The sequence below is a fragment of the uncultured Sphingomonas sp. genome (assembly GCF_913062585.1).
In the GTDB taxonomy this organism is placed as follows: domain Bacteria; phylum Pseudomonadota; class Alphaproteobacteria; order Sphingomonadales; family Sphingomonadaceae; genus Sphingomonas.
This window is the reverse complement of record NZ_CAJXWX010000007.1, coordinates 141530-149908: the sequence shown is the minus strand read 5'-3', so window position 1 is coordinate 149908 and position 8379 is coordinate 141530. Positions and strand designations below refer to the sequence as shown.

The following is an 8379-nucleotide window of genomic DNA, read 5'->3' as shown; positions in this document are numbered from 1 at the left end:
CCGTTCAGCCTGAGCGAAGTCGAAGGCCACGTTCAACGCTCGCGAACAAAACGCAACGCCTCCCCCCGATAGGTCGGCTGGTCGTGCAGCACATAGCCCAGCCGCTCCGCCAGCCTGATCGACCCGAGATTGGTGGGCGCGATGATGCACTGGGTCACGGGCGAGGCATGATGCACGTCGATCCAGCGATGCGCGGCGGTCGCCGCCTCGAACGCATAGCCCTTGCCATGGGCGGCGCTGGTGAAAACCCAGGCCGCTTCCGGCGGAGAGGGCGAAAGTCTCGGGGCAACCTCGCGGCGGAAATCCATGAAGCCCGTCTCGCCGAGATAGGTGCCGCTCGCCCGGTCCAGCACCGCGAACATGCCATGGCCGAATACCGACCAATAGCCGATGAAGCGCAGCAGTCGCATCCAGGCTTCCTCGCCCGTCATCGGGGCCCCGGCATGGCGAACCACGACGGGGTCGGCGACCATCGCGGCATAGGTGTCGAAATCCGTGACCGCATAGGGACGTAAGGTCAGGCGCTCGGTCTGGATCATGGGCGGCTGCGTCATGACAGGGCCACCCGGCCGCCCGCATGGCGCTCCAGCCGTCCCGCCAGTTCCAGCTCCAGCAGGATCGTCTGGACGATCGCCGGAGGTCGTCCGCTCTGGCGGATGAGTTCGTCGACCGTGACCGCGACCGGGCCGAGCAGGTCGCTCACCCGTTGGCGGTCCGCGTCGCTCGCTTCCTCGGGTGGCGGGGGCGTGTAAGCGCTGTCGGGCGCGCGGACCATGCGCGGGTCGATGGGGCGGATCTGTTCGAGGATGTCGCCCGCCGACTGGATCAGCGTCGCACCTTCGCGGATCAGCATGTTGCAGCCTTGCGCGCGCGGGTCGGCGGGGTGGCCGGGGACCGCCATGACCTCGCGCCCCGCCTCGCCCGCCAGCCTTGCGGTAATGAGCGAGCCGGAGCGGGGTGCGGCCTCGACCACCACGGTCCCTTGCGCTAGCCCGGCGATGATCCGGTTGCGCGAGGGGAAATGGCGGGCGAGCGGTTGCGTCCCCGGCGGCTGCTCGGCGATCAGCAGGCCGCGGGTGGCAACCTCCTCCTGCAACCGGGCGTTCTCCGGCGGGAAGGCGATGTCGATGCCGCTGGCGATGACGCCGATCGTCCCGCCGTCGAGCGCGCCGATATGCGCCGCCGTGTCGATCCCGCGCGCCAGGCCGGAGGTGACGGGGACGTTCTGCGCCGCCAGATCCTGCGCCAACCCGCGCGCGAAGCGGCACGACGCGGCCGAGGCATTGCGCGCGCCGACCAGCGCCACCCCGCCCCGTTGGGCCAGGCCGATGTCCCCCCGCACGATCAGCGCGGGCGGGGCGGTGTCGAGTTCGGCGAGGAGCGCGGGATACGCGCCTTCGCCCAGCAGGATGTGCCGCGCGCCCAGCCGGGCGACCGTCTCGATCTCGCGGGCGATGGCGCCCGGATCGGCGGCCTTGGGCGCCTCGCCACCGCCGCGCCGGGCGAGATGGGGCAGGGCGTCGAGCGCCGCTTCCGCCTCGCCGAAGCGCGCCATCAATTGCCGCCAGGTGACGGGTCCGATGCCATGCGTCCGCAACAGCCGGAGCTGCGCGAACCGGGCGTCAGTCACGCTTCTTGCCGATACGCGGCTCGGTGCCCGCCAGCAGCCGCTCGATGTTCGAGCCGTGCTTCCAGATGACGATCAGCGCGAGCGCGATCAGCAGCAAGACCAGGTCGAATCGCCCCATCACCGCCGCCGCCAGCGGCGCGCTGACCGCCGCCGTCATCCCCGCCACCGCCGAGATGCGGATGGTGGCGAGCAGGCCCAGCCAGACCACGGCATAGACGACGCCCAGCGGCCAGTAGAGCGCGGTGACGACCCCCATCAGCGTGGCGACGCCCTTGCCCCCGCGAAATTTCAGCCAGATCGGATAGCAATGGCCGACGAACGCCGCCGCCGCCGCCAGCGCTTCCTCACCGGGCAGCCAGTGGCGCACGATCAGTACCGCGGCCACGCCCTTCAGCATGTCGAGGATCAGCGTCGCGGCGGCCAGCCCCTTGCGGCCCGTGCGCAACACGTTGGTCGCGCCGATATTGCCCGAGCCGATCTTGCGCAGATCGCCCGCGCCGGTCGCGCGGGTCAGGATGATGCCGAAGGGAATCGACCCCAGCAGATAGCCGATCAGCAAGGCCCAGGTCGGCGGCCCCCAGATGATTTCGGTCGGCAATAGTCTTCCCCTGTGCTCCGGGACAGACATAGAACATGCGCGGTGGCCTGTCCAATCGGCGGCGCTCTGGTTTCGACCGTGTCCACCGCTTATGAGGCGGACATGAGCGATACGCGTCCGATCCTGTTCTTCGATTCCGGCGTCGGCGGGCTGTCGATCGCGGGGCCCGCACGCGCCGCGCTGCCGACCGCGCCCTTCGTCTATGTCGCGGATAGCGCGGGCTTTCCTTATGGCGAAAAGAGCGAGGCGGAGATTGCGGGGCGCGTCCCCGCGCTGCTCGGGCGGCTGGCGGAGCGCTATCGCCCGCGCCTGATCGTGATCGCGTGCAACACCGCCTCGACCATTGCGCTGCCCGCCGTGCGCGCGGCGCTCGATCTGCCGGTGGTCGGCACGGTCCCCGCGATCAAGCCCGCCGCCGCGATGAGCGAGACGCGCACCATCGGCGTGCTCGGCACCCGTGCGACGGTGCGTCAGGCCTATGTCGACGATCTGGCGGCGCGGTTCGCAGGGGACTGCCGGGTGATCCGGCATGGCTCGGCGGAACTGGTCGAACTGGCCGAGGCGAAGCTGCGCGGCGAGGTGCTGGCGCCCGAGGCGTTTGCGGCGGTGCTGGACGGGCTGTTCGGGCAGGAGGGCGGCGGGGATATCGACGTGATCGTCAATGCCTGCACCCATTTCCCACTGGTCGAGGCCGAGCTGGCGGCGGCGTCGCCCCGGCCGGTGCGGTTCGTCGATGGCGGCCCCGGAATCGCGCGGCGAATCGCTTACCTGACGGACGGACAGGCATGGCCGGACCAGCCGGGCGAGGGGGTGGCGGTGTTCACACGACTCGGCGCGCGGGAAGAGTCGTTACGGCCGGGGCTGGCAGCGCGGGGATTTGCGCGGATCGAGGCCCTCTGACCTCCGTTCGCACTGAGCGAAGTCGAAGTGCACGGGATTCGCGTGCGGCGAGGCGTTTCCCTTGGCCTTCGACTGCGCTCAGGCTGAACGGAGGCGGGTAGGGCCTTGGGACAATATGTCCACCGCGTTCGATCACAGTAACCGGCGATCCCCACTCGATTCCTTTGGCCATTGGGCCTACATTCGCATCCCATGAGCATCGAAGGCACGGACGTGCGCGTGGATTATTCCCGCGTCTTCACCCAGGCGATCGACCGCCTGCACGCCGAGGGACGTTACCGCGTCTTCATCGACATCCTGCGCAACAAGGGCATGTTCCCCAATGCGCGGTGCTTTGCCGGGCATAACGGGCCGAAGCCGATCACCGTCTGGTGCTCCAACGACTATCTGGCGATGGGCCAGCACCCCAAGGTCATCGCCGCGATGGAGGAAGCGCTCCATGACGTTGGCGCCGGTTCGGGCGGCACGCGCAATATCGGCGGCAACACCCATTACCATGTCGATCTGGAGGGCGAGCTCGCCGACCTGCACGGCAAGGAGGCGGCATTGCTGTTCACCAGCGGCTATGTCTCCAACGAGGCGACGCTGGCGACGCTGGCCAAGATCCTGCCCGGCTGCGTGATCTTCTCCGACGAGCTGAACCATGCCTCGATGATCGCCGGCATCCGCAATTCGGGCTGCGAGAAGCAGGTTTTCCGCCACAACGATCTGGCGCATCTGGAGGAACTGCTGGCCGCGACCGACCCGGGCGTGCCCAAGCTGATCGCGTTCGAGAGCGTCTATTCGATGGAGGGCGATGTCGCGCCGATCGCCGCCATCTGCGACCTGGCGGACAAGTATAATGCGCTGACCTATCTGGACGAGGTCCATGCGGTCGGCATGTACGGCGCGCGCGGCGGCGGGATTTCGGAGCGCGACGGCGTCGCCCACCGGCTGACCGTGATCGAGGGGACGTTGGGCAAGGCGTTCGGCGTGATGGGCGGCTATATCGCGGCCGATCGGATGATCGTCGACGTGATCCGCTCCTATGCGCCGGGGTTCATCTTCACCACCTCGCTGTCGCCGGTGCTGGTCGCGGGCGTGCTGGCCAGCGTGCGCCATCTGAAGCAAAGCTCGGTCGAGCGCGAGGGGCAACAGGCCGCCGCCGCCAAGCTGAAGGCGATGATGTGCGAGGCGGGCCTGCCGGTCATGCTGGGCGAGACGCATATCGTGCCGGTGATGGTCGGCGACCCGGTCAAGGCCAAGAAGATCAGCGACATCCTGCTCGCCGAATATGGCGTATACGTCCAGCCGATCAATTATCCGACCGTCCCGCGCGGCACCGAACGCCTGCGCTTCACGCCCGGCCCCGCGCATGACGAAGCGATGATGGCGGAACTGGTATCCGCGCTGGTCGAGATCTGGGAGCGGCTGGAACTGAAGATGGCGGCGTAAGGGCCGAGCCCTATTTCCCCGGGCGATCCCTGCACCTTTTATTCCCACCCCGGCGAAGGCCGGGGTCCAGTCGCGACGGCAGTCGTTTTGGTGTCCGGTTGTCCGTCTTGCGTTTCACATTCTGGGTGGCAGCTGGACCCCGGCCTTAGCCGGGGTGGCCCATACTTGGGCCGTTCAGTCCAGCGTGATCGCGGACTCGCTGCCCGGTACCGCCAGGGCTTCGCCAAACCGAACCGTGCGGACGCTGCTATATTCGCCCTCGACCGGATCGCCATAGACGTGGGTGACGCGACGCACACCATCGATCACCCAATAGGTCGGAATCCCCGCCCGCGCGTAAAGCATTCGCTTCAATCCCAGACCGCGGCTTTGCGTCGTTTGCGCGATCTCGATGACCAGCCGGAGATCGTCGGGCGTCAGGAAACGATTCTCGGCGATCGGCTCATGCAGCAAGGCGGCATCGCAGGCGATGACTGTCGAGTCGTCGAGAACAAGGCCCGTTTCTGCTCGCACCAACGAAGGTCCAATCTGTTGGGCCAGACAGAAAACGACATTGGCCTGCGCGGCGGAATGACCGTTCATTGGCGGGTTCATCCGCGCCAGCTCCCCGTCGATCAGTTCGACCTTCATGCCGTCGAACGCGCCGCTTTCGACCAGGTGCAGGAACTCGGCGCTGGTGAAGCGCGCGCGGGTGTCTGGGGAAAGGCGGGCCAGTTGGTTCACGCTCGCGATCCTAACATGGCGGCAGGCGCCAGCCTAGCCGCGCCTCATTTCCGGCAATAGCCCTCGCCGGTCTTGACCGTCAGGCACTGCGCCTTGCCCGCCAGATATTTCAGCCCCGTCACGTCGCCGTTCGTCGGGCGCAGCGTCTCGCGTACGCCATTGCGCTCGAAGACGATGGTGTCGCCGACCTGCTCGCCGCGGAACTGGCCCTTGTGATCCAGGTCCCATTGCATGAACAGGCGATAGCGGCCGGGCGTCGCGGCGTGCTTCACGTCCAGGACCATGCCCTCGACCCCGATCCAGCGGCCGACATAATCGGGCGCCTTGGTCTTGGGCATGCCGGTGAAGGTCGACCCGTCGCCCGCAGGCCCCGCCGTGCTGGCGGCATTCGAGACGGGCGCGGCGGCGTTCTTCATCTCCTCCGGCGTCTCGCGCGAGCAGGCGGCCAGGGAAACAAGGGCGGTCAGGATCAGGATACGGGTCATGATCCACAAAACCGACCGGATCGGGCGCATGTTCCCACGCGAAGGGGTAGCCATGGCCCGCGCGCGCGCGTAAAGGCGCGGGCATTCCATTCGACCCTGTCAGGAGCGCCCGTCTTATGCGCATCGCGATCGCATCCGATCATGCCGCCGTCTCGCTGAAGACCGTGCTGGCGGACTGGCTGCGTAGCGAGGGGCATGAGGTACTGGACCTGGGCACTGATGGCACGACAAGCGTCGACTATCCCGATTTCGGCCATGCGGTCGCCGAGGCGCTGGCCGATGGCCGTGCCGAGCGCGGCGTCGCCTTGTGTGGCTCCGGCATCGGCATCTCGATCGCTGCCAATCGCAACCCCGCCTGCCGCTGCGCGCTGGTGTCCGAGCCGCTCTCGGCCACGCTGGCCCGCCAGCATAACGACGCCAACGCCATCGCCATGGGCGCGCGCGTCATCGGCGAGGAAATGGCCAAGGCCTGCCTGCACGCTTTCCTGTCCACCCCGTTCGAGGGCGGACGTCATCAGCGCCGTGTCGACATGCTGTCCACCGCGCCCGCCCAGAATTGAACGCCAAGGATACCCTCATGAGCACGCTTAACGACGTCCAGCCTGCCGGCTTCTTCAACCGCACCCTGGCCGATGCCGATCCCGCCGTCTTCGCCGGCGTCGCGCACGAGCTGGACCGCGAGCAGACCCAGATCGAGCTGATCGCCAGCGAGAACATCGTCTCCAAGGCGGTGATGGAAGCGCAAGGCTCGGTCTTCACCAACAAGTACGCCGAGGGCTATCCGGGCAAGCGCTATTATCAGGGCTGCGCGCCGTCGGACGAGGTCGAGCAGCTCGCGATCGACCGCGCCAAGCAGATCTTCGGCTGCGACTTCGTCAACGTGCAGCCGCATTCGGGTGCGCAGGCGAACGGCGCGGTGATGCTGGCGCTGGCCAAGCCGGGCGACACGATCATGGGCCTGTCGCTCGACGCGGGTGGCCACCTGACGCACGGTGCCAAGGCCGCGCTGTCGGGCAAGTGGTTCAACGCGGTCCAGTATGGCGTCGACCCCGAGACGCACCTGATCGACTATGACGAGGTCGCCCGCATCGCGCGCGAGTGCCAGCCCAAGATCATCATCGCGGGCGGCTCGGCCTATCCGCGCGTCATCGACTTCGCGAAGTTCCGCGCCATCGCGGACGAGGTCGGCGCGTATTTCATGGTCGACATGGCGCACTTCGCCGGCATCGTCGCGGGCGGCTTGCATCCGACCCCGTTCGGCCATGCGCATGTCGTGACCACCACCACGCACAAGACGCTGCGCGGTCCGCGCGGCGGCATGATCATGACCAATGACGAAGCCATTGCGAAGAAGATCAACTCGGCGGTCTTCCCCGGCCTTCAGGGCGGTCCGCTGATGCACGTCATCGCCGCCAAGGCGGTCGCGTTCGGCGAAGCGCTGCAGCCCGAGTTCAAGACCTATATCGCGGCGGTCGTGGAGAATGCCCGCACGCTGGCGGCGACGCTGAAGGCGCGCGGTGCGAACCTGGTCGCGGGCGGCACCGACACGCATCTGGCGCTGGTCGACCTGACCCCGCTGGGCATCACCGGCCGCGACGCCGACGAGGCGCTGGAGCGCGCCGGCATCACCTGCAACAAGAACGGCATCCCCAACGATCCGCTGCCCCCGATGAAGACCAGCGGCATCCGCGTCGGCTCGCCCGCTGGGACCACGCGCGGTTTCGGCAAGGCCGAGTTCGAGCAGATCGGCCATATGGTCGCCGACGTGCTCGACGGTCTGAAGGCCAAGGGCGAACATGGGGACCCGGAGGTCGAGGCGAACGTTCGTGCCCGTGTGCGTGAGCTTTGCGCACGCTTTCCGATCTATCAGGGATAAGGACGTAATCGCATGGCCAAGTTCGACGAGAAGTTTTCCGAGGTGCAGAGCGACATCAAGTCGACCCCGGGCCTTGGCAAGAGCATGGCCAAATGGGGCGCGCTGGGCGCCGTCGTGGCGATCCCGGTGCCGTTCGTCGGCCCGATCTTCGGCGCGGCGGCGGGTGCCGGCTATGCCTATCTCAAGGCCAAGAAGAAGATCTGAATGCGCTGCCCCTTTTGTGGCCATGAAGACAGTCAGGTAAAGGACAGCCGCCCCACCGAAGACGGGGCGGCCATCCGCCGCCGCCGCCAATGCGAAGGCTGCGGCGCGCGCTTCACGACGTTCGAGCGCATCCAGCTGCGCGAGCTGTTCGTGCTGAAGAGCGAGGATCGGCGCGAACCGTTCGAGCGCGAGAAGCTGCTCCGCTCCATCGCCATTGCGACGCGCAAGCGGCCGATCGACCCGGTGCGGGTGGAAAAGCTCGTCTCGGGCATCCAGCGCCAGCTGGAAACCAGCGGCGAGGGCGAGGTCTCGTCCAAGCGGATCGGTGAGATGGTGATGGAAGGGCTGAAGGGGCTGGATTCGGTGGCCTATATCCGCTTCGCCAGTGTTTACCGCGAGTTCGGTGAGGCCAAGGATTTCGAGGCTTTTGCAGGGACGGTCGAGGAAGTGGCGCCTCGGGGGGAATGAAGTTTTGGGCGAGGGCGGGGCGTGGGCTTCGACTTCGCTCAGCCTGAACGGCTGTTTTTAC

The 8379-nt window shown here is 67.4% G+C and carries 11 protein-coding genes; 6 read left to right on the top strand and 5 right to left on the bottom strand.

The features are described 5' to 3' along the window. Nucleotides 1-32: 32 nt before the first annotated feature. The 3 genes from QZ546_RS07290 to plsY are packed head-to-tail and all read right to left on the bottom strand — an operon-like array spanning nt 33 to nt 2228. On the bottom strand, nt 33-554 hold the full coding sequence (locus QZ546_RS07290; protein ID WP_294235923.1) for a GNAT family N-acetyltransferase: 522 nt from the start codon (nt 552-554) through the stop codon (nt 33-35). Beyond that, a complete protein-coding gene (gene dprA / locus QZ546_RS07285) occupies nt 551-1630 on the bottom strand; it encodes a DNA-processing protein DprA (RefSeq protein WP_294235922.1) in 1080 nt (359 codons plus the stop codon). Before dprA ends, QZ546_RS07290 begins: the two co-directional genes overlap by 4 nt. Continuing rightward, complete coding sequence (gene plsY, locus QZ546_RS07280; protein ID WP_294235921.1) at nt 1623-2228, bottom strand: glycerol-3-phosphate 1-O-acyltransferase PlsY; 606 nt, start codon at nt 2226-2228, stop codon at nt 1623-1625. Before plsY ends, dprA begins: the two co-directional genes overlap by 8 nt. A 102-nt stretch (nt 2229-2330) precedes the next feature. On the opposite strand from plsY, the gene murI reads away from it, so the two are divergent. Together murI and hemA are read left to right on the top strand one after the other, a co-directional pair. Next, nucleotides 2331-3128 carry a glutamate racemase gene (murI, locus tag QZ546_RS07275; protein ID WP_294235920.1) on the top strand — a complete coding sequence of 266 codons (798 nt, stop codon included), beginning with the start codon at nt 2331-2333 and terminating at the stop codon, nt 3126-3128. Nucleotides 3129-3320: 192 nt separating this feature from the next. Further along, nucleotides 3321-4562 carry a 5-aminolevulinate synthase gene (gene hemA, locus QZ546_RS07270; protein ID WP_294235919.1) on the top strand — a complete coding sequence of 414 codons (1242 nt, stop codon included), beginning with the start codon at nt 3321-3323 and terminating at the stop codon, nt 4560-4562. Between the two features lie 174 nt (nt 4563-4736). On the opposite strand, the gene QZ546_RS07265 is transcribed toward hemA, so the two are convergent. Then, on the bottom strand, nt 4737-5285 hold the full coding sequence (locus tag QZ546_RS07265; protein ID WP_294235918.1) for a Uma2 family endonuclease: 549 nt from the start codon (nt 5283-5285) through the stop codon (nt 4737-4739). A 44-nt stretch (nt 5286-5329) separates the two neighbouring features. Continuing rightward, entirely contained in the window at nt 5330-5770 is a 441-nt protein-coding gene (locus QZ546_RS07260; protein WP_294235917.1) for a hypothetical protein, read from the bottom strand. Nucleotides 5771-5886: 116 nt separating this feature from the next. Here QZ546_RS07260 and rpiB point away from each other — a divergent pair, with 116 nt between their 5' ends. From rpiB to nrdR, 4 genes are read left to right on the top strand one after another with little or no spacing between them, the layout of a single operon-like run. After that, nucleotides 5887-6330 carry a ribose 5-phosphate isomerase B gene (gene rpiB / locus QZ546_RS07255; protein ID WP_294235916.1) on the top strand — a complete coding sequence of 148 codons (444 nt, stop codon included), beginning with the start codon at nt 5887-5889 and terminating at the stop codon, nt 6328-6330. 17 nt (nt 6331-6347) lie between these two features. Continuing rightward, nucleotides 6348-7646, top strand: coding sequence for a serine hydroxymethyltransferase (glyA, locus tag QZ546_RS07250; protein ID WP_294235915.1), 1299 nt, complete (start codon nt 6348-6350; stop codon nt 7644-7646). Between the two features lie 12 nt (nt 7647-7658). Next, nucleotides 7659-7850 carry a hypothetical protein gene (locus tag QZ546_RS07245; protein WP_294235914.1) on the top strand — a complete coding sequence of 64 codons (192 nt, stop codon included), beginning with the start codon at nt 7659-7661 and terminating at the stop codon, nt 7848-7850. Beyond that, nucleotides 7851-8318, top strand: coding sequence for a transcriptional regulator NrdR (nrdR, locus tag QZ546_RS07240; RefSeq protein ID WP_261271062.1), 468 nt, complete (start codon nt 7851-7853; stop codon nt 8316-8318). Nucleotides 8319-8379: the final 61 nt, after the last annotated feature.

Coding starts and splice junctions, on each gene's coding strand:
- glyA (WP_294235915.1), top strand. CDS start 6,348: ATGAGCACGCTTAACGACGTCCAGCCTGCCGGCTTCTTCAACCGCACC.
- hemA (WP_294235919.1), top strand. CDS start 3,321: ATGAGCATCGAAGGCACGGACGTGCGCGTGGATTATTCCCGCGTCTTC.
- nrdR (WP_261271062.1), top strand. CDS start 7,851: ATGCGCTGCCCCTTTTGTGGCCATGAAGACAGTCAGGTAAAGGACAGC.
- rpiB (WP_294235916.1), top strand. CDS start 5,887: ATGCGCATCGCGATCGCATCCGATCATGCCGCCGTCTCGCTGAAGACC.
- QZ546_RS07260 (WP_294235917.1), bottom strand. CDS start 5,770: ATGACCCGTATCCTGATCCTGACCGCCCTTGTTTCCCTGGCCGCCTGC.
- QZ546_RS07290 (WP_294235923.1), bottom strand. CDS start 554: ATGACGCAGCCGCCCATGATCCAGACCGAGCGCCTGACCTTACGTCCC.
- murI (WP_294235920.1), top strand. CDS start 2,331: ATGAGCGATACGCGTCCGATCCTGTTCTTCGATTCCGGCGTCGGCGGG.
- QZ546_RS07245 (WP_294235914.1), top strand. CDS start 7,659: ATGGCCAAGTTCGACGAGAAGTTTTCCGAGGTGCAGAGCGACATCAAG.